26 protein-coding genes are annotated in these 23,627 nt (G+C 67.8%); 7 read left to right on the plus strand and 19 right to left on the minus strand.

Features of this window, described 5'->3' with window-relative positions:
* Positions 1-299: 299 nt before the first annotated feature.
* Positions 300-869, plus strand: a complete 570-nt coding sequence (locus ACPYN4_RS13010; protein ID WP_424446582.1) for a hypothetical protein — start codon at positions 300-302, stop codon at positions 867-869.
* Between the two features lie 9 nt (positions 870-878).
* Positions 879-1,280 (plus strand): hypothetical protein, encoded by a 402-nt coding sequence (locus tag ACPYN4_RS13015; protein ID WP_424446583.1) that lies wholly within the window; start codon positions 879-881, stop codon positions 1,278-1,280.
* Between the two features lie 10 nt (positions 1,281-1,290).
* Here the strand turns inward: ACPYN4_RS13015 and ACPYN4_RS13020 are convergent, their stop codons facing one another.
* From ACPYN4_RS13020 to ACPYN4_RS13050, 7 genes are all read right to left on the minus strand, one after another.
* Entirely contained in the window at positions 1,291-1,689 is a 399-nt protein-coding gene (locus ACPYN4_RS13020; RefSeq protein WP_424446584.1) for a hypothetical protein, read from the minus strand.
* Positions 1,690-1,695: 6 nt separating this feature from the next.
* Positions 1,696-3,189 carry a type IV secretory system conjugative DNA transfer family protein gene (locus tag ACPYN4_RS13025; RefSeq protein ID WP_424446585.1) on the minus strand — a complete coding sequence of 498 codons (1,494 nt, stop codon included), beginning with the start codon at positions 3,187-3,189 and terminating at the stop codon, positions 1,696-1,698.
* Between the two features lie 2 nt (positions 3,190-3,191).
* Positions 3,192-3,722 (minus strand): hypothetical protein, encoded by a 531-nt coding sequence (locus ACPYN4_RS13030; protein WP_424446586.1) that lies wholly within the window; start codon positions 3,720-3,722, stop codon positions 3,192-3,194.
* Between the two features lie 38 nt (positions 3,723-3,760).
* Complete coding sequence (locus tag ACPYN4_RS13035; RefSeq protein ID WP_424446587.1) at positions 3,761-4,816, minus strand: PP2C family serine/threonine-protein phosphatase; 1,056 nt, start codon at positions 4,814-4,816, stop codon at positions 3,761-3,763.
* Positions 4,746-5,444 carry a vWA domain-containing protein gene (locus ACPYN4_RS13040; RefSeq protein ID WP_424446588.1) on the minus strand — a complete coding sequence of 233 codons (699 nt, stop codon included), beginning with the start codon at positions 5,442-5,444 and terminating at the stop codon, positions 4,746-4,748. The genes ACPYN4_RS13035 and ACPYN4_RS13040 overlap by 71 nt, the downstream gene beginning before the upstream one ends.
* A 110-nt stretch (positions 5,445-5,554) precedes the next feature.
* Positions 5,555-6,562 carry a hypothetical protein gene (locus ACPYN4_RS13045; RefSeq protein WP_424446589.1) on the minus strand — a complete coding sequence of 336 codons (1,008 nt, stop codon included), beginning with the start codon at positions 6,560-6,562 and terminating at the stop codon, positions 5,555-5,557.
* A 575-nt stretch (positions 6,563-7,137) separates the two neighbouring features.
* Complete coding sequence (locus tag ACPYN4_RS13050) at positions 7,138-8,157, minus strand: hypothetical protein (protein WP_424446590.1); 1,020 nt, start codon at positions 8,155-8,157, stop codon at positions 7,138-7,140.
* A gap of 380 nt (positions 8,158-8,537) precedes the next feature.
* Between ACPYN4_RS13050 and ACPYN4_RS13055 the strand changes: the two genes are divergently transcribed.
* Both ACPYN4_RS13055 and ACPYN4_RS13060 read left to right on the plus strand, forming a co-directional pair.
* Complete coding sequence (locus tag ACPYN4_RS13055) at positions 8,538-9,455, plus strand: hypothetical protein (protein WP_424446591.1); 918 nt, start codon at positions 8,538-8,540, stop codon at positions 9,453-9,455.
* A gap of 81 nt (positions 9,456-9,536) precedes the next feature.
* Entirely contained in the window at positions 9,537-10,541 is a 1,005-nt protein-coding gene (locus ACPYN4_RS13060) for a hypothetical protein (RefSeq protein ID WP_424446592.1), read from the plus strand.
* Between the two features lie 35 nt (positions 10,542-10,576).
* Here the strand turns inward: ACPYN4_RS13060 and ACPYN4_RS13065 are convergent, their stop codons facing one another.
* From ACPYN4_RS13065 to ACPYN4_RS13085, 5 genes are all read right to left on the minus strand, one after another.
* On the minus strand, positions 10,577-11,824 hold the full coding sequence (locus tag ACPYN4_RS13065; protein ID WP_424446593.1) for a DUF2201 family putative metallopeptidase: 1,248 nt from the start codon (positions 11,822-11,824) through the stop codon (positions 10,577-10,579).
* Positions 11,821-12,954 carry an AAA family ATPase gene (locus ACPYN4_RS13070; RefSeq protein ID WP_424446594.1) on the minus strand — a complete coding sequence of 378 codons (1,134 nt, stop codon included), beginning with the start codon at positions 12,952-12,954 and terminating at the stop codon, positions 11,821-11,823. Before ACPYN4_RS13070 ends, ACPYN4_RS13065 begins: the two co-directional genes overlap by 4 nt.
* Positions 12,955-12,982: 28 nt before the next feature.
* On the minus strand, positions 12,983-13,669 hold the full coding sequence (locus tag ACPYN4_RS13075; RefSeq protein ID WP_424446595.1) for a hypothetical protein: 687 nt from the start codon (positions 13,667-13,669) through the stop codon (positions 12,983-12,985).
* Positions 13,670-14,072: 403 nt separating this feature from the next.
* The gene (locus ACPYN4_RS13080) at positions 14,073-15,038 is read right to left on the minus strand and encodes a hypothetical protein (protein ID WP_424446596.1); all 966 of its coding nucleotides are present in this window, start codon (positions 15,036-15,038) and stop codon (positions 14,073-14,075) included.
* 275 nt (positions 15,039-15,313) lie between these two features.
* Complete coding sequence (locus ACPYN4_RS13085; protein ID WP_424446597.1) at positions 15,314-15,769, minus strand: hypothetical protein; 456 nt, start codon at positions 15,767-15,769, stop codon at positions 15,314-15,316.
* A gap of 129 nt (positions 15,770-15,898) precedes the next feature.
* On the opposite strand from ACPYN4_RS13085, the gene ACPYN4_RS13090 reads away from it, so the two are divergent.
* The 3 genes from ACPYN4_RS13090 (at position 15,899) to ACPYN4_RS13100 (ending at position 16,943) form a co-directional block, all read left to right on the plus strand.
* Complete coding sequence (locus ACPYN4_RS13090) at positions 15,899-16,195, plus strand: hypothetical protein (RefSeq protein WP_424446598.1); 297 nt, start codon at positions 15,899-15,901, stop codon at positions 16,193-16,195.
* Between the two features lie 96 nt (positions 16,196-16,291).
* On the plus strand, positions 16,292-16,747 hold the full coding sequence (locus ACPYN4_RS13095; protein ID WP_424446599.1) for a hypothetical protein: 456 nt from the start codon (positions 16,292-16,294) through the stop codon (positions 16,745-16,747).
* 10 nt (positions 16,748-16,757) lie between these two features.
* On the plus strand, positions 16,758-16,943 hold the full coding sequence (locus tag ACPYN4_RS13100; protein ID WP_424446600.1) for a DUF4177 domain-containing protein: 186 nt from the start codon (positions 16,758-16,760) through the stop codon (positions 16,941-16,943).
* Positions 16,944-17,001: 58 nt separating this feature from the next.
* On the opposite strand, the gene ACPYN4_RS13105 is transcribed toward ACPYN4_RS13100, so the two are convergent.
* The 7 genes from ACPYN4_RS13105 to ACPYN4_RS13135 all read right to left on the minus strand — a co-directional run bounded on the left by ACPYN4_RS13105 (position 17,002) and on the right by ACPYN4_RS13135 (position 23,595).
* Positions 17,002-17,565 carry a hypothetical protein gene (locus ACPYN4_RS13105; RefSeq protein WP_424446601.1) on the minus strand — a complete coding sequence of 188 codons (564 nt, stop codon included), beginning with the start codon at positions 17,563-17,565 and terminating at the stop codon, positions 17,002-17,004.
* 377 nt (positions 17,566-17,942) lie between these two features.
* Positions 17,943-18,494 (minus strand): hypothetical protein, encoded by a 552-nt coding sequence (locus ACPYN4_RS13110; protein WP_424446602.1) that lies wholly within the window; start codon positions 18,492-18,494, stop codon positions 17,943-17,945.
* Between the two features lie 216 nt (positions 18,495-18,710).
* The gene (locus tag ACPYN4_RS13115; RefSeq protein ID WP_424446603.1) at positions 18,711-19,268 is read right to left on the minus strand and encodes a hypothetical protein; all 558 of its coding nucleotides are present in this window, start codon (positions 19,266-19,268) and stop codon (positions 18,711-18,713) included.
* Positions 19,269-19,279: 11 nt separating this feature from the next.
* Positions 19,280-19,705 (minus strand): single-stranded DNA-binding protein, encoded by a 426-nt coding sequence (locus tag ACPYN4_RS13120; protein ID WP_424446604.1) that lies wholly within the window; start codon positions 19,703-19,705, stop codon positions 19,280-19,282.
* A gap of 55 nt (positions 19,706-19,760) precedes the next feature.
* Complete coding sequence (locus ACPYN4_RS13125; protein ID WP_424446605.1) at positions 19,761-21,533, minus strand: type IV secretory system conjugative DNA transfer family protein; 1,773 nt, start codon at positions 21,531-21,533, stop codon at positions 19,761-19,763.
* Positions 21,530-22,105: a hypothetical protein gene (locus ACPYN4_RS13130; protein ID WP_424446606.1), complete on the minus strand. Its 576-nt coding sequence runs from the start codon at positions 22,103-22,105 to the stop codon at positions 21,530-21,532. The genes ACPYN4_RS13125 and ACPYN4_RS13130 overlap by 4 nt, the downstream gene beginning before the upstream one ends.
* Positions 22,102-23,595: an ATP-binding protein gene (locus ACPYN4_RS13135; protein ID WP_424446607.1), complete on the minus strand. Its 1,494-nt coding sequence runs from the start codon at positions 23,593-23,595 to the stop codon at positions 22,102-22,104. The genes ACPYN4_RS13130 and ACPYN4_RS13135 overlap by 4 nt, the downstream gene beginning before the upstream one ends.
* Between the last annotated feature and the right edge of the window lie 32 nt (positions 23,596-23,627).

Raw genomic sequence — 23,627 nt, forward strand, 5'->3', positions numbered from 1 at the left:
CGTCGGAACGCTACCGTATCCCCGCACGCACGCTACCGGATCGTTACACCGGCGCTACCCGAAGCGCCGGCTTAACAACCGGCCCGCCGGACGCCAGCGCCGGTACCGCCAACCCCAATTTCGAAGTCGAAGATGCCCTGCCAACTACTTGACGCGCGACATCGCGTCACGCGGACTGGCACGATTGACGCGTGCCGACCTGCTCAATGAATCCCGCGCACGTCTACCCGGCGAACAACACGAGCTGCCCGTGGTGCGCTGCGTCCTCGACGGCCGTGCCGGCGCCCAAGCAGGTTGCAATGCCCGCAGTGACGAACCCGCCGCCGGCCAAGGCTCCGTCACCGCAGGCGCAGCCGACGGTGACGCCGCCACCGCGCATCGCAGCCCAGACGCCGGTGGGTACCACTCCTTCCGCTCGCCCCCGTCGGGCTTCGCGCCACAATCCGAAGGAAGCCTTCAAGACGTTTGCGATGATGATCGGCGGGTCGATCCCCGTGTGGTTCCTCACCCCCGTCGTCGCGTCATTCGTAACGCTGTTCATGCCCAACCTCTCCTCGGCTGTCTTCGCGGCCGACGAGAACAACGGACGGACCGCAGGCGACAGCCCGGACATGCTATACACCCACCTGGCATGGGTCCTCGTTGCGTTCTGCGCTGCGATCCTCGCAATGAACCTCGTGTTCGGGACCGGAACGAGGTACATGTGGCTGCTGACGCTGGCCTTCATCGGGGGCGTTGTTGCGTTCGTCTGGCAGGTCATCAGCGCAGGGGGCGCGTTGTGGCAGTGGGACATCCTCCCTGCGGCGCTTGCTAGCGCGTATCTGATCGCACAGCTCCTGACGACACTGACCAGCCCACGGACGCCATAGCGGCGTCGGATGATTCGCGCAGACAGGCGCGACCATGCGGTGAGCGACCGAGTGGAGGAAGAGAGGGCCGGCGCCGGTCAAGTCAACAGGCATGAGGAGGGCTCGATGTCGGCCGAGCCTGGACCGAGCTCGTGGGAAGACGCAGATGATGACGACTTCCTCGGGCGCAGTTACCCTACGGCGCCCGTACCCGCCGGACAGCGGGAGCCTCGGCGCATCCTCATCGAGATAGCTCCGTTCGTCGCCGGTTTCCCGGAGAGAGCACACAGCTTGGGTGAATTCACGAACCGGATCAATGCAGAGCTGCTCAGACACGACGCCACAGCCGTCGTGGAGCTCTCCCTGCACGGCGAGGCGATCGCGGTTCCTGGCTCCCCGATCCGGGACGGCGAGCCATTCGGGTCGGAGTGATCGGGCCCAGCTACCGCCGAGTGCGGGCAAGCAGGACGAGAGCGATGATCATCGCAACTACCGCCACGATGAACGGGGTTGATACCAGCGCAGGGACGACGCCCGGGTCGGTCGTGTTCCCGAATACCGCCAGTTCGACGACGAAGATCCCCACGAACGCGGCGACGGCGAGTCCAAGCGCGATCCAGACCGATGCGGCGGCCGAGACGACAAGCCGACGTCGCCCCGGTGCCGGTGTCGCCGTGGAGCGTACAGACGCGCCGGGGACGAGTGGGGGGCTCGTTACGGCGGGCACCGCCACCTGCTGCGGCGCCGGCGAAGGCACTGCGGTCGTCGCGACCGCGCACCACGGGCAGCTCTTGTTGTGCCCCGGGTAGACGTGGCTGGGGTCACGCGCGCAGACGGCCATACGCTCTCACGGCGCCAGGAGGTCGACGCGGGTCAGGTCGACAGCGAAGGGCGCGCCGGACAAGGGGCGGCAGTGCACGAGGGCGGAGCGCACGCCCCACGGGGGGTCCATGATCTCTCGCTTGCCGAGCACCGGCACCGTCGACAATGCCCGCGAATACTGTGTGCTCGACGGCGCGTTGAACCCTCCCATGGTTCGGCTCTCCGTCAGTGTCGAGACCTCCCGCGTCCCGAGCCTGGAGGCGAAGTATGTCGCGGACTCATCCGAGGGGGATGGGAGCGCGACATACGTCGCACAGTTGTCGAGGATCGTCGCCCGCTCGTTCTTGTCGGCGAACTGCGCCACATTCTGCGCCGCGAGAACCACAGAGATGCCGGCCGCACGCGAGACCGACAGCAGCTCCTCGAAGTCGATGCGATCCGTGAGCCTCGCAGCCTCGTCGATGAAGTAGAAAACCTTGCGCGCGTTTCTTTGGCCGAACCTTGTGTACAGCTCGCGCGTGAGCATCGCGATCATCAACGACGACAGGCTAACCGATGTGCGCGAGCCGCTCAGCGGCGCGCCAATGATGAGCAGCGACGGCGCATCCATGAGTGAACCGAGCGTGATCCCGCCACCCCGCGTGACTGCCTTCACACCAGCGTGGCCGAAGATGTCGAGGGCGTTGACGACGCCGCTCATGGCACGACCGAAATCAGCGGCCGGGAGACCGGCCACTTCAGCGAGCCGATTGCCGATCGCGGGGCGGAGCGTTGCCAGCCTGCGAAGCAGGGATTGGTCGCTCGCGCTCGTGAGCAGCGTGTCCAGTGACGGCGAGGCGGTTGCGAGCACGCCCTCGATGAGGCCGCGGAGCACCCGCCTATCACGTTGCATGAAATACGGCTGCGGGTCGTTCGGCCTATCACGGCCGATGAGCGCCTCGACAGCCGCCACGACGGCATCCTCTGTCGCCAGGTCTTCCAGCCAGCTCCAGGTGACGGAGTTCGCCGGATGGGAGAAGTCCCAGACCGCCACTCTCGCGCCAAGAGGACCTGTGTTCTGCGCGTACTCCCGGATCTTGTCGAAGAGGTTCCCTGTCACGTCGACGGCGATCACCGAGTGGCCGTCGCGCAGTGCGCCGGCGATCCACGGCACGATGAGTGAACTCGTCTTCCCGGCGCCCGTAGGGCCGATGATCGCGGCATGCTGCTCAAGAACCTCTGCCGGTACACCGATCGGCGAGACCGGCCCGCGGCGAGGCTCGATCGCATATCCCAGAGGGAATGCGCCAGCAACGTTGCGGAGCTGGCGTGCGGAGATGAGCCCGCGGTAGTCGTAGATGTCGCCCGAGTTCGGCGGAGGAGAAGGGTCGCCAGGGCCCAGGATGCCCGACCGGGCAGCGAATGCGCCGCGGTTGGCGATCGCGGACTCAACCTGCCCGCCGACAGCCCGACCGAGAGCGGTACTTGCTTTCGCCGTCCCCTTGGCGAGGGCGGAGAAGATCTGCCAGCCGGTCCCCATGCCTACCGTTCCCGTAGGCGTTCTTGCGTGCGCTCAGTCTCGAACCCACGCTCACGCTCGCCCGAGACCTGAGTGCGGACCTCGCCGCGGGCGATCTGGTGGGCTTGGTCAAGAGTGCGCTGCTGCTCAACGACCTCGGGCGCGACGCGACGCATCTCCGCCTCCAGCTGCGTGCTGATCCGGTCGAGAGTCTGCTGGTCAGCCGCACGAACGTGCACCGGGAGGAAGGGGGCACCGCCATCCTCAGCAGCCGAGAACCTGTGCCGACCACGGGTGACGACCAAGCCCACGTTGTCCTGAAACTCGGCTTCTAGTCGGGACTCACGGCCGGAGGGCGAATACATCTTGGCGTAGGCGTCACCAATGATGCGCTCCTGCTCGGTGAGCGGGGCGGCGCTCATTTGGCGGAAGTCCGCCTCCGTGAACCCCGCTGCCAGTCGGCGATGAACCTCTGGGACTGCCGCGACATACGCGGCGAGCTGCTGCTGCGTGGCCTTGTCAGTCGGGGCGAGCCGCTCTCCGCCGAGGGTCATTGCCGATGTCGGCACTGCAAGGAACCGCGATGGCCACGTCACGGGGCGGACTCCGACGCAGGGGCAGGCATCGCATGCAAAGGGGGCGCGGGAGGCAGAGGAGCGACTGAGGAGCTCGGAGGTACTGGGGGTACGGGTGAAGCCAGTGCAGCAGGGAGGGTACTGTCGGCGAATGGTCCGTCCACGAGAGTGCCGGCGACGAGCGTCTTATCATCCCCCGTCTGGTCGTCAAGCGCGGCCAGCCACTCTGATAGCGCGGCGGGAGACAGCGAGCCCTCGGCGACGGCCTGCCAGATGGCGTCGAAGAACGGATCGAAGGGCACCCCACCGTCCTGCAGGCGAAGGATCTTGTACCGGAGACCATCGGTGCTGAGGGCGAATCGGGCGATCGGCTTCTCGAGGAAGCGGACGCGCAGGTGCTCCTCGAGCGCGTCCGATGCGGTCAGGAACACCGTCTCGTTGGCGTACTCGCCCTTCTCTTCGGGCACGAGCGACTCCGCTTGGGCATCGACCTCGCAGACGACGATCCCATCGCCCACTTGAGCGACGACAGAGCTCTCCGGCGTGAGTACGGCAACAGCAAGAGTCGTCGCAAGGTCGCGCACCTGGAGGCCATGCTGTCCCGCGTAGGACTCGACTGCCGCGCGCGCCGTCGCGAAGCACCGGCGGAGCACGGGCTCTGCCGAGGCCTCCGAGCCCGCCGCCACGAGGAGCGCGGAAGCTTCAGCGACAACCGCTCGACAGGCTGCGAAAGACCCGAGCGCAGAGGTTCCGCTACGGCTTCCGGCGCCGTCGGCGACTGCGATGACAACACCGTGGCCATCAGGCGCGACCATGTACGCGAACGCATCGTCGCACCCTCGACCCGAGTCAACGTGAGAAGTGCCGGGGACGCTTGCCGCGGTCACTCGCCAGGTCCGATCCGTCCCGGGAGTCGGAACACGGGCAGACTCGAACTCCAGCGATCCCAATCGCTGACGCCGAGACGCCCACTGCGGCCGCCGGAATCGCATCCGCACTCCTCTAGAGCACCGCCCAGCCCTGCGGCGAGGGCAGGGCGATCTGCTGAGTCTGGTTGGCGACGTCCGCATCATTGGCGCCGTAGTTCGACGAGTTCGAGACGGACGAAAGCGACGCCGAAAGCCACTTGAACATCTCGCCGAAAGCGAGACCATCCATGTGGACGGCGACGCGCTCCTTGCTCAGCTGGTTGAGCTTGTCCCAGTTGACGCCGCTGCCGACGCCGACACCGAATACGGTGACTTGCTTGCGTGCCTCCGCCTCGTTGAGGCGCTGGACGGCGGCGTCGAAGCCGCCCGGGTTCGGCTCACCGTCGGTGAGCAGGAATAGCCACGGGCGGAAGTACTCCAAGTGCTCAGCCTTGTACTCGGACTTCCGGGCCTCAAGCTCGTCGAGCGCGAGGTTGATAGCCGCGGCCATGTTCGTCGATCCGTTGATCTGGAACGACACGGGGGAGAGCGACCGAGCCTCCTGGAATGGCACGAGCAGGTTCGCTTCGGAACCGAACGTCACCACGGCGACCTCGGCGCGCTTTCGAGCCAACGGGTCGCCCTGGATGTCATCGATGAACGTCTTGAAGCCCCGCTCGAGGTCTGCGACGTAGCCGGACATCGAGCCCGATACGTCGACAAGCAGCGCGCAGGCAACGCGCGGGTCTCTGTTCTGTGTGTTGACCGGGATTTCCAGTTCACCAAACGCCACGTGCGACCTCCCAGAGCAATCGGCTTGACGGCCGCGCCGTCCGCCCCCAGTGACACAACGAGCCCGCCGACGACGGGCTCACCATCACCTTAGCGCCAATGAAGTGATCGTCACGTTCGGGCCGATAGGGAGCCATCGTCGCCGAGAAGCAAGTCCAGGTTCGGGCCGGAGAACGGTCTCTCAGAATTGCAGAAGAGCACATGGTCGCCGTAGTCACCAACGTAGAGGTTGGACTCGATCGGGAAGTCCGCCGGGCACTGTGCTCGCCACAGCGCGGCGCCTGTCGCGGGGTCGAATGCGGTGGCCGTACCAGCGGCAGTCTCGGGGTTCTCCAGTGCCACCATCCCGACCCCCGGGATTGCAATGGCAGCCGGGCCTCGGACTGTACCGTGCACTGCTGATACGGCGGTGAAGCGCGACGTGTACTGCCACATGACCTCTGCGGCAACCAGAGAAAAGCCTCCAGCGATTTCATACTCTGGTTGGCATTCTGACGATCCGCAGTCAGGAACTGGGCCGCGTCCGATGAACTGCACGTATGAGTCTTCAGCGCTGGTCCCGGCGACAAGCGATAGGAACCCATCACGAAGATCAGGGGTTTCCACTGTGCGGATCAACCGAAGGCCGTCCCAGATCTCTACCTGGGTACAAGCTCCGTCGCCATCGTCGTCGACCGGCGCAACTGACCAGACATGGACGACCCCCGCTGACTCAAGCGAGATCGTCGGTTCGTTCGGTTGGTCGGTAGAGCATGTGTCGGCGTGCCAAGCAGCAGTGGACGCTTCGGCGCGAGCAGTTGCCTGCTCGGCCCCCACCCAGGCCGTGGCGGACACGGGCGTTAGCACGGCGAAGGACAGAGCCACAAGTCCGACCCCGAGGAGAAGACGGCCAATCCGATGCCTGATCCGAAGCAGCGCGGCCAACACGAGAAGCGCGCCGGCGATCGCGGTTGTGACGACCAGCCCCGCCAGATAGTCCGTCAGGAAGTACGCGCCCCCGTCACGGTTGGATATCGAGTAGACCTGGCCGCTGGCCGGGCGGAACGCGCTGTCGCGCAATGCGTTCGCGCCGATGAGCCACGGGACGAGGACCGTCACGCTGGTCGCGAGCAATGACACCAACACGAATGTAACGAAACCTCGCCCGTTGGTGCCTGTGCCCGGCCTCGATCGAGTGTTCGGGACGACGGTGGGCGTGATCGCCGCCGTAGGTGTCGGCCTCCATGCCGGGGTCGGCCGCGGCGCAACTGGGGTCGCCGCGGGCCTGGGAGCTCTGACCGCGGGCAGCGCGACCTGCTTCGGCGCTGGCGTCGCGGTGGCTGCGGCCGCGCACCACGGGCACGTCTTGTTGTGCCCAGGGTAGACGTGGGAAGGGTCGCGCGAGCATACGGCCACTACGTTCTACCTTCTTCCATTAGAGGAACTTGAGGACCTCGACGGAGTACCGAACCGGACGGTCTCTGTCGACAGCGAGGTCGATCGGCTTGACGCCGCGGACAAGCAGCGTCTTCGCTGCTGTTCGCGGATCGTTCCGTTGCCGTTACTTGACGTCCCACCCGCAGTGCGGGCACTTGTAAGGACCGTTCGGGTGCATCTGGTCCTTGTACACCGTGTGGCCCTTCTCGCAGGTAGCGCGAACGATCCAGTTACCGGTCGCCGTCGGAGAAGCTTTGGTCTTGAACATTCCAGTCCTTTCAGAGAGATTTGATCATCTTTGTGAGCGCTGCGCGCCAGTCGGCACCTGAAGGCCGGGTCGCAGGGTTCTTCACGCCGACGCTGAACGCTTTCTCGAACAGCGCGAGGATGTCAGGCGGGAGGAACGTCATCGGGAGCGCGGTACGCATGGGCTTCACGGGTGACTTCGGCCCACCGGAGTAGTAGCCATGCTTGATGCGCTGCGCAGGGCTCGGACGCTCGCCCCGGCCAGTCCATTCACCTGCCTGGAAAGGGTGTGCTCCGTCGAGGAGCAGCATGTAGATGTGCACGGCGAGGGCGAAGAGGTCGGATGCCGGAGTCCGTACGACCTTGCGGGTGTCGGCGCCCTGCAGCTCCGGCGCTGTGAACTCTGGCCGGCCTACCTCGCAGAGGTATACGTCGCTGCCGTTACGGACCTGCATCGAGTCACAGTCGACAAGAGTGACGAGAGTCGTGGGCTTGACGAGCACATTGCGCTCATTGAAGTCCCCGATCACAGCACCGCCGAGATGGGTCGTCTCTACGGCGGCGGCGAGGTTCAGCGCGATGTTGGACAGGTGCCGGAAGTTCACACCGCGTCCCCACTGCGGGCCGTTCGGCATCGGGTCTGCCCGATCCGAGGGATTCGCCACCTGATGAAGCTCAAGCACGTCGGACAGGTCGATCTTCGGCATCACGAAGCCGACCACCGTGCTCCCCTCGAGCACAACATCCTCCGGCCAGGCGAGCACGATATGTCCGCCGCCGTCTCGCCAGCCGACAGGCTTCTGCTTGACCATCACTGCGACCTTGCTGCGTTTGCGCGCGAGGCCGGCTTGCTTCCTTCTGAGGTCATCCTGGCTGGCGACACCTACGAAGTCCGTGTGGAAGATCTTGGCAACAAGGGTGGGGTGACCGACGACATCCGTGACGCGACCCTCGCCCGCGCTGGCGAGCTCTCGCCCGAGCTCGACGGTCCTCCCAGAACCGAGACGATAATGCGGCATTGCCATTCCCCCAGTAGAACATGCAGATCGCACGGCTTCGCCGACCGTGCGATTCCGCTTTACCCCTGACTATGACGACGATAGCGGGTGCCTGCGCGGCGCCGGAATCGGACGCACATAGAGTGGACCTTCGAACTTGCCCGTCGAACAGCTCGACGGAGTGAAGGGCTGGGGGAGGCTCAATGGCTGTCTGCTCGCGCGACCCTTCCCACGTCTACCCGGGGCACAACAGGACATGCCCGTGGTGCGCGGCCGCAGCGACTGCGACGCCAGCGCCGAAGCAGGTCGCTCTGGTTCCCATAGCCGCCCCCTCGCCGCAGAGACCGATCCCCGCGTCCGCAGCTCCCGCCCCACCTCTGACGCGGGCTGGGGAGCTCGGCGGGAAGAGCCGCCGGAAGCGATGGCGAGCCCCCTTGATCATCGCGCTCGTCATCGCTCTCGTGGCCTACCCGATCGTCTGGGCCATGTGGGCGGCCGGGATCGGCGCGGCCGTCCGCGCGATGGCGGGGTTCGCCCCTGACTGGATCAGCGACGAGAGCATCATCACACCGTACGAGTACGTGATCGAAGGGAACGATCGACTGCTCGGCGGAGCCGTCGCAGGACTTGTCTGCGCCATGGTGATCGGGATCGTACTGTGCTTCTGGCGGCGGCTCATCGGAGCCGCGGTCGGAATCGCACTGATCGGCGCCAGCCTCCTGGCGTTCGGAGTCGGGTATCAGAACCTCGCGCCGACCACCGAGGCGTACATCATGAGCGGCGCCTGCAACGGCGGTGCCGGAAGCAGTGCCCAGCAAGAAATCGACGGGAGACTCGTGACCTATGCAATCGTTGCCGATTGTCGAGGCCTGGCTGTATGGGAAGGCGTGGAACTCCTGAAGTTCACCCCCTCGCCCACTGAGGGGGAACTCGACCTCCACCTGTCATCGGTAACCACAGCCTCCGGCGCTCACTACGCCGCCGCGCAGACCGTCTCCTCGGCTGGATCGCCCTATCAGGTCGTGATCTGGGCGCTCAGCGGGGATGAGGAGCCCTGGGTCGTTGACGTTGTGGCACCCCCGCGGTGGATGGGCGTTCTCGATGCTGCAGAGGGTCACCTGCTCATCGAAAGGCAGATCGACGGCATAGGCGTGCTCTCCGGATTCGATGTTGAGAGTCACACGTATCTCTGGAGTGTTGGATGCCCAGACGGATGGAACTATCTCACCGGGTGGGGAGATCTGACATGCACGGAGCGCAGCGACAACTCCGGAGACGGGCTGCTGCGCACCTACCGGGTCGACACCGTTGCCGGGGCACTCGGGGAGATGATCGAGGAGCGGGAGTGGTGACCCGACGCACGATCAGGCTTCGACTTGCCACTCTCCGGCGCGCGGCTGACTGCCCCACGTCCGTCCTCGGCAGGGGCTGACATGGCGGTCTGTAGTCGCGACCCGCGGCACGTCTACCCCGACCACAACAAGACGTGCCCGTGGTGCCAACAGCAGCAGTCGGCGGCCATTCCGCAGCAGACGGCGATGGCACCCGTGAAACCGACCGTTCCAACGTCGGCCCGTCAGCGCCCGCAGTCGGCGCCGGTCTCCGCGAGCAAGGCGGGTCGGCCTCGTCGAACCTTCACGGCCATCGCCTCGTTGGCGGTCGTCGGCGTCGTGGTCGTCGGCGTCGCGGTCGCCCTTGCGGCAGCACAGGATTCTCCCGGACCGAACACGGCATCCGGCGCAGCTCAATCTGAAGCGGTCGACACGACAACAGTCGTCACCGAGGAACCGGAGCCGGTGAGTCGCGCAGTGGCAGAGCCCTCCGCCGATCTTCACCGTGGCGCTGAGAGCCGATACTCCGCCGACTATGCGGCGCGCGTCGACGCCGTGAGCCACGACGGCCTCCAGGTACACGTCGACTTCTCCGCGTCCGGACGGTCGGATCTCCGCCGCCCGGAGACATCATGTCTGGTCATCACCGGGACGGATGGCCAGACTTACATCGCCCGCCCGACGCAGGTCGCACTCACGACCGACGAGCGCGGGAACTTCGCGGGCAGGTTGTCGTTCCCCGCGATTGTCACAGGCGCGTACGGGTTCCAGTACTCCTGCTCGAGCGACTACTCCACAGCCGAGATCGGGTCGGTCAACGTCCCCGCTGTCGGTGTCAGCCGCTTCAGCGAGGACTACTACGCCGTCGTGCTTGGCTTCGACGGGACTCGCATCCAGTTCGCCGTGCACGGGCGCTCAGACCTCCGAGGTCCCGGAAGCAGCTGCATCAGCCTCGACGGTCAGTCATTCACACCGGAGGTCGCAATCGAATCGGAGTGGTCGAACGACGCGATCACCCTCGCCGGGGCGATGGAGTTCTCACAGGAGGTCGCAGGATGGACGTTCGTGTACTCGTGCTCCGGCTACTCCGAGGTTCATCTCGGCTGAACGTCGACCACGAACGGCTACCAGACGCAGCCAACTCACGTCTCGACGAGACACTCCACACGCACCGCCCAGGCCGGCGTTCTCGGCAGGTCTTTCCGGTCGCGGCCGAGGATCGCGGCAATGACTGCCGCGGCGGGTGGTGGGGTGGTCGGCCACGGCGTACCGCCGTCGGTGAGCACTACGACGACATCCGGTCGTGGGCGCTCGTCGGCTGCTGCGCGTAGACCAACGCGGAGGTCTGTGCCGCCAGCGCCGACGAGCTTAGCGTCGCGTCCCCTGCGCACCTTTTCCACCGTATGCACGGCGGCGTCGACGGAGTAGACGGTCACGTTCGCACCCGGGACACCGAGGGCGGCGATCGCGCCGTCGACCTCGCCGAGGGCGCGGGCCAGGAGCTGGTCATCGACGCTCGCAGAGGTATCGACGACGATCGACAGGCGCGGCACTGGCCGGTGCTGGCCGGGCAGCACAATGCCTGGCAGGCTGCTGGCCCGGCGGGATGGGCGGGTGTAGGTGTAATCGCCGCGGCCGGCGGCCCAGCCGATGGCACGGCGTACGGCTCCGGCGAGCAGGGGCTCCCAGGGGGTGCGCGGTTCGAGTGTCTCCTTCACCCAGCGGAGCGCGTCGCCGGGGTCGGTACCGCGGCGGAGGGCATGGTCGCGGTAGTCGATGGCGACCAGTCGGCGTATCTCGGTCGCGTCGAACGTGGAGACGGCGCCGAGGTCGGAGTCGGGGCCGTGCTCGTGGCGCCGGTGGATGCCGTCGGCCGCGCTCCCGCACCCGTCCGTCGGCTCCAGCGTCCCCGGCTCGCCGCCGCCGACGGGCAGCCCGCTGGCGCGGGCGTAGTACTGCTCAGCGGCAAGGCCGGGGCGCATGGCGAAGTCGGCCGCGGTGGCGAGGTGATCGGGGCGGATCGCGTCTGGTGCGAGCGTGTGGGAGATAGTCGCATCAGTGGCCTTGTTCCACGCTCTAGCGGTGGAGCGATCGACGTCTTGGTCGCGTGCCCGGCCGGTGTGGTCGGCGAGCAGGTGCCAGACCAGGTGCGCGAGCTCTGCTCCGGCCTCGGGGATCGTGGCGCTGTCGAGCCAGGCGGGGTTGATGTACATGCGCCACCACTCGTCGCCGGTGACGCGGTGCACCTCGGCGCTCTCGACGGGGATAAGCGCGTAGAGGGCATGAGCGAGGTACGGCAGGTCGCGCGGGGCGTTCGTGTCCCGTGCGGCGACGGGCGCGCTGATGAGCCACAGCTTCGCGGCCGACAGCTTCTGCAGGTCGAGGGTCATTGCGACGCCGGGAGCAGCCCCGCCAACGCCAAGGCGGGGGCGAACGCCTTGATGGAGGATGGCACAGCGGCACCCGCGGGGCGCAGTGCCGGTCGCATCAGGGAGCGCACGACCGGGACGGCGGGGTCGATGCCGACCTGCTCGGCCGCCTTCGCGCACACGTCGATCGCCGCCTTCCAGCGGTCGGCAGTGCCCTCCCGCGACACCGCGGCGAGCACGCCCTGCAACGTCACGTACACCCGGTCCGCGCGGGCGCCCTCGAAGTCGGCGGAGGAGGGGTCGGCGAGCAGCTCCTCGGGGTCGCCGAGGTCGTGCGTCGCCGCCCACCGCAGGTACTCGTGCGCGGCGGCATCCCCGACACTGCCCGCGACGAGCAGCCGGCGCACGTCGTCGCTCGCGCCGACCGCGCGGGCGAACGCGCCCAGCCTGGCGGCGAAGTCCCAGGTGCGCGGAGTGGGGAAGGCCCTCCCGCGGTCGGCGGCCGCCTGTGGGATCGACGACAACTGTGATTCGCGTGCCCGCAGGAACCCCGCGACGAGAACCCGTTCCTCATCGAGCAGCCGCGAGAAGGCCTCCGGTGTGCCGTAGGCGGGGAGAGCCGGCCAGTGCCCTGTGACCAGGCCCTCGGAGAACACGTCGTACGGCATCCCCCACTCCAGGTGGACGAACCGGGATGCGGTCGGCGCGGCGAGCTCCCAGCCCGCGGCCGCGACGTCGGCGGGGTTCGCGGCAGCAACGAACGACACGGTGTCGGGGAGCTGGATCGACCCGACCTCATAGTGCGTCAGCGGCCGCAGCGCCGCAGCCTGCAGCGACGGGGAGGCGGTGGAGAACTCGTCGAAGAACGCGATCGACGGCCCTTCGTGCTCAGCGAGGCGCGTAGCCCACGCCGGCGGCGCGAGACGGACGGAGCCATCCGTCCCCACGACGGGGAGGCCGGCGAAGTCCGACGGCTCGCTGTGGGTGATGATGACCGTCTCGACATGCCACCCGCTGGCGCTGGCCGACTCGACAGCGGCGGTCTTGCCCTCGCCGGGACTGCCCCAGACCAGCACCGGGATGCGGGCGCTCACGCAGATGCCGAGCGCCTGGAGCGCGTTCTCGTACTCGACGCGGGTTCTGATCGTCACCTGGTTCGTCCTTGTCGTTGTATCAACATCATCTGGTCGGCCGCAGATCCGCGGCGGAGCGCACCCCGCCGCGGATCGCCGCGAGCACGCGGTGAGGGCTCGGCTCGAGCGCGAGCATGACCGCCGCCTCGGTGCGGTCGACGGCCCTGCCGGCGCCCGTGACGAGCGCGTCGATGTCCGCAGCGAGCGGGCGGGCGTGCAGGAGGCGACGCTCGGCGAGCAGCAGGTAGTGCTCCCCGGTGGGGGCGCACCCGATCCGAGCCCACGCACCCATCCATCGCGCCAGGCTCGCCGGTCGTGCCCCGGACACGTGCACGGCATCCGCGATCGCCGAGGCCGCGACGCCGCCCTCGAGCGCGGCCATCGCGTCCCGCGGTGACAACCCGAGATCGCGCAGCTCACGGACCTCGGAAGCGGTGATCCGCCCGGAGCCATCGGCGTTGCTGACGCACCAAGCGGCGAACTCTGTCACCGGGAACACCGCCGCGACCCCGGCGAGCCACACCGTGTCGATGTCGCGGCGCTCCGCCTCCACGTACGTCGCCACAGGTAGCGGGCAGACAGCGTCAGGCAGGGCGTGAGCGAGCCGCGCGACCCGCTCGGGGTGAATGCCGCGGTCCCACAGCTCCCGGTACCCGGCTTCGCCGCCTTCCAGCAGGGAAGGGTCGGCGGCCTGAGACCAGGCGTGCCGACCCGCCGCTGCGATGACCTGCACGACCTGGGGGTCGTCCCGAACGCTGCCGCCAGGTGCGACGGGCCGACCTCGTGCAGGAGCGCCTCGAAGCGCGACGTGAAGACCGACGGCGGCGTGCAGCACCCGGGCGCCCGAGATGCTGCCCACAACCCGCCGGCGGCCCGATCCAGTTCAGAGGCGCCAGACATGACGTCGACCATCCGCCGGTAGGCGGGAACCGCCGCGGACGCGAACCTCTCGCACGACGACCAGCCGCCGAACAGTGCCGCGACCCGCTCGGCCTCCAGGTCGTGCGGCACTGTGACACTCCAGTCCGGCAAGACTGTAACCGTGTGTGGCGCCCCGAACTGGTCGGCGGGCGAGATGGTGCATTCGATCGTGAGAACCAGCGGCTCCCCGCCTGGGGCGGGGCCGATCGCCGCCGTCATGCAGCGCCCCTCTCGCCGTCCTCCGACAGCCCGGCAAGCCTCCCTGCGCCGGATGAGAGGGCAGCGAGAACCGCAGGCTGCGTCCCATGAACGATGAGCATGACCCCCAGCTCAGTCCGGCTGACGCCACGGCCCAGCCCGCGCCGCTCAACCTCCGCGACAAGGCGGTCAACCCCGCCCGCGCTCGGGTACGAGTATTCGAGCCCGTGCCGTGCGAGCAGGGCGAAGTGCTCCGTGGTCGGCTCGCAGCCTGCCAGAGCCCAGCGCACGATGTCGCGCGCGACGATGCCCACGTTCCGCCCGGTCGCCCGGGCGACCTCGTGCGCCCGCCTCGGGTCGAGGCCGCGCTCCGCCGCGGTGCGCACGCCGTCTCGGTGCACCCCGAGGTCGAGCCATGCCCCCCAGAGCGCAGCGTCGCGGCCGACGGCGGGCGAGTCGAGCCACGCCAGCCATGCCGCAGTGTCGCCGTCGGGCCGATGCGCCGTGACGGCGCCCATCCACTCGCGGTCGGTGCCCGCGTACACCACCCCGAGGTAGAACGACACCGGCAGAGGCTCCGTCACCGCGGGAACCGCGGCGGCGATCCCGGGCAACTGGTCGGGGTGGATACCAGCCCGCCACAGATCGGCGACGCCGCCCTCCTCGCGCACCAGACGCCGCACCCCCGCGTCGACCCCGGGGGCTTCGTCCCACGCCCAGGCGCGCTCCGCGGCCGCGAGCAGCGCCGCCAGTTGCCATTCCCGCGCGGCATGCTGACGCGCCAGGTGGGCCGCGCCATGAAGATGCCGCGCGGCCACCTCGATCGACGGGAACGCGACCCGGGCGCAGCAGTCCCGGAACTGCTGCGCCGGCAGGATGCGCCAATCTCCCCGCTTGTCGCGGCGGATCGGCAACGGCTCCTGACGGGTCAGCCGCTCGATCGCCGCACGCAGCGCGGGAACCGCGACATCCACCAGCTCCACGCAGGACGCATACCCTCCGAAGGCGACCGCGACGCGCTCCGCATCAAGGTCGTGCGGGGTCTGCACGCTCCAGTCCGGGCGGATAATGACACGGTGCGGCTCGCCGTGGATCGCGGAGCGGCTCGTCCGGCACTCGACCGTCGCTGTCAGAGCCCGGCCACCCGGTGCCGGCCCGGTGGGCGGTGCGGGGTCGGACGCGTCAGCTGCACCCCCCGCCATCCCCATCGCCACAGAGTACCGAAGCCCCCCGACGCTGACGCGGGGGAGTGGCGACCCTAATCCTCGGGCGGATGCACCGGGACGAGCCTCACGCGGCCGACCGGAGCCTCGTCGCCTTCGGCCAGCCGTTGCACCTGCTCGGGGAGCACCTCGTTCTGCACCAGCAGGTTCATGATGCCCCCGGGCATCCCCAGCGCGCCGATCCGCACGAACGCGGTGACCCTCACCAGCACGGGCGACTTCGCGTAGCCCTCGATGTAGGCCATGCCGCTGCGACCGAACTCGGGCTCGACGTACTGCACATGCACAGTGGAGTCGAACGCCTCCGCAGCCTCGAACTCGGCGACGGCATCGCGCGTCGCACGGTCGGCGTCATACCGGCCCGGCTCACGCCCGCGAAGCCGGAGAGACCAGTCGGCGCCCTTCACGGGCAACGAGTACGCCCCGCCGTCTCGAGGCACGATGAAGAACTCCTGAATGCGGCCCGCCCGCAACTCTGCGAATGGCCCCATGCCTCGCGCCTCCCCGCGGCTGCGTGCGCTTGCGAGCGCCGCCGCCGGTCTCCTACAGTAGGTCACCGCAGTTGCAGTACCCGCCGAGCGCCTCCCACAGGGAGAGGTGTATCTCGGAGAGGGGAAGACATGGCAACTGAACACACTCCCACCGCAACGGTCGCGGTGGATCGCTTCGGCTACCTGACGACAGGCAACCTGCTCATCGACCGCCAGGCGAAGCGCCTCATCAACAAGCTGGTCGAGGAGAAGTTCCGCAACGAGGTGGACGCCTGGGCCGCCGCGGACACCGGCAGGCTCCGCACCCGCCTCGCCATCCGGTTCGAGATCGCCCGCGAACTCGAAACGCTCTGCGCGGCTCTCGGGGCCTGGGCCCTCGTCGACAGCAGCGAGCTCTTCCCCGCCGACGAGTCTTGGGAGCCGTGAGGGCACACGGGTAGCGCGCCCCGGCGTGAAGCGCGCCCCGCCCGCCGGGCCGCTGCGCCACACGGGGCTCGCCCGCGCCGGCGATAACGTAGCTGCATGGACCATGCCGCCGAGCGCCAACGAGCCATTGACCGCGGAACGACAATGTTCGCGAACGGGTCGCAATGGCTCAAGACGGTGAACGATCGACGTTTCGTGATCGAGCTGCACGGTGACGGAACACTCACCGAGTGGCTCGAAGACCACCCCGACGACTCATGGCAGGGCCGATGGCAGATCAGCCCCGTATGGGAGACCCCCGAGTACCTGGTGGGGATGCAGATACTGGTCGGCGGCTACGAAGCACGGGTCCGCGTGGTCGGCACCGAGCCCTGGCGCGGGTATGAGCTTCCGCCCGAAGGCCTGGACACAGTGCCCCACGAAGACCGGCGTCACGAATACCTGTACAAGAGCTACTTTCCCCAAGTCGTACTGAGCCGGATCAGCGCGCAACCGCCTCGGCAGGTCGCTCTGCCGCCCATCAGCGCAGTGCGACATCAGTCGAATGAATGAGAGGAAGGGCATGCCCGAGTACAAGATCGTGTGGTTCCCCGAGTTTGTCATGAACAATGGCCAGCCTGTCGAGCTGACGCAGACGTCGGCGCAGGTCAACCAGTGGGCGGCCGCAGGCTGGAGGGTCCACCAAGTGGTTCCAGGAACCAACGCTCAGACGTACGGTGGCCTGTTTGTCACCTTCGTGCACGACTGAAGTGCGACCATCAGGCCCATAGGATGCACCTCGGGCTGCGGGTCCAACGAGCGCAAGGTCAAGAACGATCTTGATCCGGGCGCGCGCTCCGCTCGTTGTCTCCCCTGGAGGCAGGCAGTTGATCGCGACCATCCCCTCCTGGATAGAGCGGTGCGCCGAGCGCGTTGAGGAGTTCCTCCAGGGCGATGCGGAGCTCTTTGTACCCCTGCATGTAGTACTTCGAGTCCATTCGCGGTGAGATGTCATCGTGGCCGGCGACGACCTCGCGGGCCTCGCGGATCGCCGCCTGAAGGCGCGTCTCGATGCCAGGGATAGCCTGGATCCACTCGTCGATGACGGTCAACGGGATCGGGGCGTAGTCGTGCGCGTCGACGCCGACGTGGAACTGATGCCCGTCGGGACCCCGATCCCTCACGTGCGTGTGGCCGTGCAGCAGCGTGTGCCGTCGTCCCATCGGGGTCGGTGCGCGGTGTGCCGCCTGCGAGTCTCCCCGGTACGGATAGTGCGAGGCGAGCAGCCGGTGCCCGCGGCGGGTGCCCTCGATCACTTCCGGCAGGATCGTCGATACACCGGTCGAGGAGAAGTTCCGCAGCGAGGTGGACGCCTGGGCGGCCGCAGACACCGGCAGACTTTGCACGCGTCTCACCATCCGGTTCGAGCTCGCCCGCGAACTCGAGACGCTTTGCGAAGCACTGGGTCCCTGGGCTTTGGTTCAGTCAAACGAACTGTTTCCGACCGAGGATCACTCTCCAGGAGAGGATGGTGCGGCAGCTATTGCGGTGGCGGGTCGCCCGTCGGAGGGCCCATGATCGACCCAGGGGGTGTTGCAGGCCGCGCCAGTCTCTCTCGCGATGTGAGCGACACCTTTCCCTCGGCGCGCGCAATGAGGGCCTCATGGATCGATGACCCCAGCCGTTTCAGTCGCCATGCCGACTCCGCCACGAAGAAAGCAGATCCGAATCGCGAACTCGGCGGATCTCTCCGGCTTCAATCGAGTGCTCAGGCGCTCATGCGCGCCTCCGTGCACCTGCGGCCGAAATCGTACCCCGCGGCGCTCTGACCATCGAGCTGTGATTGGACGCCGCGCGCCTCCATCAACGCGTCGTTGCGCCGCCGGCGGATGGCGAGATGCACGCCGTCCTGCACAGCCAGAGCGGCTCGCAGAGCCGGACGCTGGCCGCTGAAAATACCAGCAGCCTTCATCTGTGCCTCGATGCTCTGGCGCTCCCGATCTGCCGCTACGAGATGATCGTCCAGGGTTGCGGCCAGCGTCTCCCATGTCGCGAGACGGATCCTGCGTGCCCGGTCGACGATTCCGGCGAACGTAGCGCTCGCCACTTCGTCTGGCAGGGCTCCAGCATCAAGCCATGCCCGCACTTGGTCGGCGACGTCCGGCGTGAGCACGCTCGCGTACGGCGTCGTGCTGGCAAGCCCCGCCAGGTCGTCGAGGAATCGGAGCGCGTCGTCCGGCGACAGAGCGCGCGCTGTCCCGGCGATCGCGTCCAGAGATGCACCACGGAGCAGTTCGAGGTAGAGCGCGTCGGGAGTCATGCAATCCTCTCGGGACACGTAGCGCGCGATGGTGGCGCCTGTCGACATTCATACCGCCAGCAGCATGAACCTCGCAACTGCGACCGTGCCGCGCGGGGGCGTGGGCACATGCGCGGCCTTCCAGTGGTTCGATGAGCAGAATGCCTGCCGCTGGCGCGGTACCCGTGCGGTTCGGCGTACCGCCAGTTCACCCGCGTTATCGACCCAGTCCGATCGTTATCCTGCGGTCGACACGTAGGCATCCTCGAACGCCCTACGACGAGCGACATCCTCGACGACGAAGCTGCGGAAGTCTGCAGCACGATCATGGATGGTCGCTTCGGCGATCGTGGGCGCGGGATCCTCTCCTGGCCACGCAGTCTGTCGGGTGGCGCGGTCGCGGTCGAGGCGGGAGCCGCAGGCGGCAACCCAGTCGTGCAGGCGTTCGCGGGCCTCGGCGAAGTCCTGGTGCCAGCCGAGTGGGGCGGAGCCGTTCTGCTGCTCGTCGTATGCGCAGAGCCAGTGGAGGTGGAGGGCGGACAGCTCCCAGACGAGCTCGGGGTGACGATGCCATAGAGGCGGGATGATTGATGGTCCGAGGCCGTAGGTGCGGCGCAGCCAGTTCACCCATCGGTCGAGTTCGACCCACTCGAACGCGGCCTGGTCCGAAGTAAGGATGTTCCAGTTCACCGGACGCGGAACCGAGGGAAGGCCTTCTGGCTCGGCATCCGGCGCATCAGCAGGCGGCGGGTCGAACTGGTAGCCGGGGATGTGCAGAGGCTCGTCGGCGGGCATCTGAAGGACTTTCAGAGGGAGACGGGCCGGACTGCGGACTTGGAATTCGACGGTGTCGCCGGCGCCAGCGGCGGCACGATGCGCCGGCGTTGCAGGGTGTAGTTCGTCCGAGCGGAATCGTGGCCGAGGCGCTTGGCGACGAACTCTTCGACCTCGACCGCTTCTCCGTCGCGTTGTCGCGAGGAGGTGTGGGTGTAGCCCTCGGCGATGAAGGCGTCGCCCTTGTTGAACATGGCGTAGGCGCGTTCGGCGTTGCGGCGAAACATGACGAGGTCGTGATAGGTCGTTTCGGTCTGAGTGAAGGTGCCGTCGTGGTTGCGGTCGAAGTGCTCCTGCCCGATGCGCACCCAGAATCGGGCCTCGCCCTTGGCGTTGAAGGCGAGCTGGGGCTCCGACGCGATGAAGCCGGAGAGGGACTGCTGGGTCTGGATCGTCATCGGATGCTCCTAGGGCGTCGGCCGCGGTTCGGCCATCAACAAGTAGGTGGGTGCGCTATCCCCGGCGCAGCTGATCTTCAACATGCGCGCGGTCTGCGCGCAGTTGAGCGCTGTCGGGCCGGGTCGTCCACTCCCGCAGCTGCGTGACTATGGGCGGAGCGGCCCTCAGCATAAGCAGCGCAGTGCCGTACGGGAGCGTCCGGATCACGTCGGGGGGCATGATCGGGACTCGTCGCGTCGAGCGCTGGTTCGAGCGCAGTCCGCGCTCGCCGACGGTGATCGAGTCGGTGACCTCGTCGCGATCGCCGATCAATGTCGAGATGTCTTGGAGGTCGCGAGATCCCGAAGCTCCGCCGAGCACGATCTTGGCGATGCTCGCGTCCCAGATGGCCGTCGCAGCGTTGTCGCCCCATCGCTGCCGCGCCTGCGCGAGCGACTGAAGCACCGGCATCGTGGTTACCCCGGTGCCTCCACCTTCTGCCATGAGAACGGGGAGCGACGGCAGAGGTGCGAGGTTTCCGATCTCATCGAGTGCGAGGAGGAGGGGTGGGTCGAGGCGTGCGCCGGGGGCGCGCGCGGCGACCCGTCGGGCTGTTTCGACGAGGTCCTCGACGAGTGCGGTGACCAGGGAGGACGAGGCGCCGGCTCCGGCGCCGGTGGCCAGGAGGTAGAGGGTGCCGTTGTGGCGGAGGAAGGCTTCGGGGTCGAAGTCTTCGTCTTCACCGGGACTGACGGCATCCAACACCCGTGGGTCGGCCAGCGCTGAGAGTGCGAGCGATACGCCTTGCCAGATCGAGTCGCGCGTCCGCGGGTCGGCGTCGATCATCGCCTCGAGGGACTCGGCCCAGCCGGTCGCCGCGCCGGGCCTCGAGGTGAGAATCGCCACAGCATCCTGAGCCGCCGCAGGATCGAGCGTCCACCGATACAGCTCGGCCGGAGAACGGCCATCAAGCGCGGCCGCGTGGAGGAGTGCTTGGAGCGCGGTCCGTGTCTTTCCTTCCCAGAAGCCGCCGTTCTCGACTCCGGCGCTCGACAGACCGGTGCCGGCTGCGAGTCCTGCCGCTCGGATCATTGCGGTGAGTGGGATCTCGCACCCGCGCACCGGTGACCACCGCAAGCCGGCCGGGACTCCCGGGGCGAGCTGCTGCGGGTCGAACACAGCGACCGGGCCGCGTCGCATCCGTGCGCGAATGGTCGCGGTGAGGTTGTCCGGCCGGGTGGATGTGGTCACGACCGCGCCCGGGGCGTCGAGGATCGAGTTGATGACGATGTGCGCACCCTTACCCGACCGGGGCGGGCCGATCACGAGGATGGAGTCCTCGACCGACGTCCACACTTTCGTGCCGCGCGCCATCCCGACGAGGTATCCCACGTCGCTGGGTTGGGGCCTGGTGACGGATGCCCTCAGATGCGCCGCCCTCGACAGCAGCGCGCGGTCTGAGGCTGCGCGGCGCACGTCGGCCGATGTCGCGATCCCGGCGATGCGGTTGGGATCGGAACGAGTGTGATCCGTGATGTTGCGGATGACTCGCCAGATCCACCATGCGGCTGTCGAGATCAGAGCGACGAGCACGGTGACGGCTGCCCAATAGGCAAAGGGATTGAGTCCTGCGGAGCCGAGGGCAGCCCCGGGGTCGCCAGGTGAGCCGAAGACCCTGAGCCCTGCGGCCAGACCACCTATCGGCAGATCCGCTCCCGTCACGAACGCGGCAACGTGGCCGGCCACGCGGAGGACGCCCGCGATCACGACAACTCCGCCGAGGGCGAGCAGGGCGAGGTTGGTAAGTGCGTCGGGCCCGGAGACATCGAGGCGGTTGTTGGCGGTCATGTGAGTCCCGCGATCACGCACGTTCCGGAGATGCGCCCAACGAGGATGACCTCGCCGTCGGCGCTAACCCGACAGATGCCCGGTTCCAGCAGCGCTCGCGCGGAGCCGTCCGTGGATGCCTTGGTGTGTCGCAGGATGATCGCGACGGCGACCTCCTCGCCCGGGATGAAGCCGTCCTCGCCGAGTACGACGCGCGGCGGCGCGACGAGCGGTGCGGCATCGATGAGACCCTCCGTGTCGGGCGTCCCGCCCGCATCGTCCCGACATGGCGGCTGAGCGGTGGGGTCGAGGACCCGTTGCAGCGGTCTCGTGACGAGATCTGTGAAGACGGTGCCGTCCGCTTCGTAGACGAGTACCCGCACCGGCAAGCCGCGTTCCGCCAGCACCGAGTCGATGACTGTCGCAAAGGATGACCGCACCCAGGGCGGCCCGAATCGAGGTGGCTCGTACGGCGTCCCGTCGACCGCGACGGTCATCGTGCCGTCGGCGGCGATCGTCATCGCGATCACGGGAAGGACCGGCGGTACGGTCATCACATCGGTCGCGGGTCGTGCCGCATGAATTGTGCTCATTTCACGCCCTCCGTCATCCGGGTGGTGGTGTCAAAAGCTGCGAGTTCGGCCGGGTGCAGCTGGTGCTGAACGACGAAGCTGCGGTCCTTGATGCGCCAGAGCCCCTGCCCTGTGCCGAGGCCAGGCAGCAGGCCCTGCTCCGTGCCGGTGAGTCCCAACGCACTGGCTGTGGCGCCGAGTTGGTCGGCCTCTTGCCGGTAGATGATCCGTGTCTCGGCGTTCGCGAGTAGGGATGACGCGATCGCCCGCATCGCGGATCCTTGGTCGCCGACGTTGTCGAGGTCGGAGAGCTTGTGGAACACCAGCAGGTTGGCGATCCCGTAGTGGCGCGCGAGGCGCCACTGGGCGTCCATCCGTCTCAGCAGCGCCGGGTGCGACATGAGGCGCCAAGCTTCGTCGTAGATGACCCATCGTTGCCCGCCCTGCGGGTCGAGCAGTGCCGACTCCATCCATGCGGACGAGCACGTCATCAGTACGGAGACGAGCGTCGCGTTCTCTGCGACCCGCGAAAGCTCGAGGGAGATCATCGGGAGGCTCGGATCGAACGTGACAGTGCTCGGTCCGTCGAAAAGTCCCGCGAGGTCGCCGGCGACGAGTCGGCGGAGCGCATGGCCGACGACTCTGCCGTCTTCGACGAGGCGATGGTCGGCCTGGTGAGACTCGTCGGGGGAAAGGATCCGGTCGACGACCATGGGGAGGATAGGTGTGTCGCACGAGCGGACGGCGTCGGCGAGCGCCAGGTCGATCGCAGTGTGCTCCAGTGGGCTCAATGGTCGCTCGAGCACGGTTTCGGTAAGTGCTCCGATGAGGTCGCGGCGCCGAGAGGCGACTTGGCCGGCCCAGCTATCGTCGCTGAGGCCGGAGGGTCGGTGCCCCTCGTCGAGCGGGTTGAGACGATTCGCCATCCCGTGCCCGAGCACGATCGCCTGCCCGCCCACCGCTTCCGCGACCGCGGTGTGCTCGCCCTTCGGGTCACCCGGCACGTAGACGCGCCGGCCGAAGGGGATCGATCTCGTGTAGAGGCTCTTGACGAGGGACGACTTGCCAGAGCCGACGATCCCGGCGAGCACGATGTTCGGCGCGGTGATCATCCCGCGGGAGTAGAGCACCCAGGGGTCGTAGACGAATGATGCACCCGAGTAGAGGTCCTGTCCGACGAAGACTCCCTGGGAGCCGAGTCCGCCTTCGGCGAGGAACGGGTAGGCGCCTGCGAGCGTCGCGCTGGTGTCCTGGTGGCGGGGGAGGCGGAGGTGTCCAGGGGTACGCAGCGCAGCGGGCCTGGATTCGCCCGGTGCGGGGAGATAGGTGGTTGCTCGCTGATCGGCGCGCAGCGCCTCGAGCTCGGTGCGCTGGGCGGCGGTGGCGGCAGCTCGGGAGTCAGCGGTGAGCTTCTGGGATGCAGCCCGCCTGGCGCGACGATCCTTTCGCCGTTCGCCTGCGGGGTCCACGAGAACGGCCGTATGAAGTCGCTGGTCCTCGCGCCCGCTCATAGCGACATCCCGCTGTGTCGGCGGCTCGCGAC

This window comes from Microbacterium sp. CH-015 (assembly GCF_049707015.1).
GTDB classification, from domain to species: domain Bacteria; phylum Actinomycetota; class Actinomycetes; order Actinomycetales; family Microbacteriaceae; genus Microbacterium; species Microbacterium aurum.

Coding starts and splice junctions, on each gene's coding strand:
- ACPYN4_RS13010 (WP_424446582.1), top strand. CDS start 300: ATGCCCGCAGTGACGAACCCGCCGCCGGCCAAGGCTCCGTCACCGCAG.
- ACPYN4_RS13015 (WP_424446583.1), top strand. CDS start 879: ATGATTCGCGCAGACAGGCGCGACCATGCGGTGAGCGACCGAGTGGAG.
- ACPYN4_RS13020 (WP_424446584.1), bottom strand. CDS start 1,689: ATGGCCGTCTGCGCGCGTGACCCCAGCCACGTCTACCCGGGGCACAAC.
- ACPYN4_RS13025 (WP_424446585.1), bottom strand. CDS start 3,189: ATGGGGACCGGCTGGCAGATCTTCTCCGCCCTCGCCAAGGGGACGGCG.
- ACPYN4_RS13030 (WP_424446586.1), bottom strand. CDS start 3,722: ATGACCCTCGGCGGAGAGCGGCTCGCCCCGACTGACAAGGCCACGCAG.
- ACPYN4_RS13035 (WP_424446587.1), bottom strand. CDS start 4,816: ATGATGCGGACGTCGCCAACCAGACTCAGCAGATCGCCCTGCCCTCGC.
- ACPYN4_RS13060 (WP_424446592.1), top strand. CDS start 9,537: ATGGCGGTCTGTAGTCGCGACCCGCGGCACGTCTACCCCGACCACAAC.
- ACPYN4_RS13065 (WP_424446593.1), bottom strand. CDS start 11,824: ATGACCCTCGACCTGCAGAAGCTGTCGGCCGCGAAGCTGTGGCTCATC.
- ACPYN4_RS13085 (WP_424446597.1), bottom strand. CDS start 15,769: ATGGGGCCATTCGCAGAGTTGCGGGCGGGCCGCATTCAGGAGTTCTTC.
- ACPYN4_RS13090 (WP_424446598.1), top strand. CDS start 15,899: ATGGCAACTGAACACACTCCCACCGCAACGGTCGCGGTGGATCGCTTC.
- ACPYN4_RS13095 (WP_424446599.1), top strand. CDS start 16,292: ATGGACCATGCCGCCGAGCGCCAACGAGCCATTGACCGCGGAACGACA.
- ACPYN4_RS13100 (WP_424446600.1), top strand. CDS start 16,758: ATGCCCGAGTACAAGATCGTGTGGTTCCCCGAGTTTGTCATGAACAAT.
- ACPYN4_RS13110 (WP_424446602.1), bottom strand. CDS start 18,494: ATGACTCCCGACGCGCTCTACCTCGAACTGCTCCGTGGTGCATCTCTG.
- ACPYN4_RS13115 (WP_424446603.1), bottom strand. CDS start 19,268: ATGCCCGCCGACGAGCCTCTGCACATCCCCGGCTACCAGTTCGACCCG.
- ACPYN4_RS13120 (WP_424446604.1), bottom strand. CDS start 19,705: ATGACGATCCAGACCCAGCAGTCCCTCTCCGGCTTCATCGCGTCGGAG.
- ACPYN4_RS13125 (WP_424446605.1), bottom strand. CDS start 21,533: ATGACCGCCAACAACCGCCTCGATGTCTCCGGGCCCGACGCACTTACC.
- ACPYN4_RS13130 (WP_424446606.1), bottom strand. CDS start 22,105: ATGAGCACAATTCATGCGGCACGACCCGCGACCGATGTGATGACCGTA.
- ACPYN4_RS13135 (WP_424446607.1), bottom strand. CDS start 23,595: ATGAGCGGGCGCGAGGACCAGCGACTTCATACGGCCGTTCTCGTGGAC.